The sequence below is a fragment of the Amycolatopsis sp. SID8362 genome (assembly GCF_010550475.1).
Taxonomy (GTDB): domain Bacteria; phylum Actinomycetota; class Actinomycetes; order Mycobacteriales; family Pseudonocardiaceae; genus Amycolatopsis; species Amycolatopsis eburnea.
On the sequence record NZ_JAAGNB010000283.1, the window covers coordinates 1 to 743 of the forward strand.

Genomic DNA, 743 nt, shown 5'->3' on the forward strand with positions numbered 1-743 from the left:
CACCCAGCCCGCGCTGTTCGCCGTCGAGGTCTCGCTCTTCCGGCTCCTCGAAGCCTGGGGCGTGCGGCCGGACTTCCTGCTCGGGCACTCGATCGGCGAGATCGCGGCCGCGCACGTCGCCGGCGTCCTCTCGCTGGCCGACGCGGCCACGCTGGTCACCGCCCGCGGCCGGCTGATGCAGGCCCTGCCCGCGGGCGGCGTGATGATCGCGGTCGAGGCGGGCGAGGGCGAAATCGCCCCGACGCTGCCCGACGACGTCGCGATCGGCGCCGTCAACGGGCCCGGCGCGGTGGTGCTCTCCGGCCCGGCCGAAGCCGTCACGGCCGTTGCCGCCGCGTGGGCGGAGAAGGGCCGCAAGACCAGCGAACTCGCCACCAGCCACGCGTTCCACTCGCCGCTGATGGCGCCGATGACCGCGGAGTTCCGGGCCGCGCTCGCCGGGCTCACCTTCGGCACGCCGTCGATCCCGGTCGTCTCGACGGTGACCGGGAAGCCGATCGGCGACGAGTTCGCTGACCCGGACTACTGGATCACGCACGTGCTCGCCACGGTCCGGTTCGCCGACGGCGTCGCCACCCTGCACGAGGCGGGCGTCACGACGTACGTCGAGGTCGGGCCGGGCGGCAGGCTGGCGGCGCTCGTGCCGGAGGAGGCCGTCGCCGTCGCGACCCTGCGGCCCGAGCGGCCGGAACCCCTGACGTTCGCGGCCGCGGTCGCCCGGCTGCACACGCGGGGCCGCGAAC

The 743-nt window shown here is 75.6% G+C and carries 1 protein-coding gene; it reads left to right on the top strand.

What is annotated here, in order from left to right; all coding sequences use genetic code 11:
- A partial coding sequence (locus G3I65_RS09115; protein WP_160695699.1) for an acyltransferase domain-containing protein occupies nt 1-743 on the top strand: 743 nt, incomplete at both ends.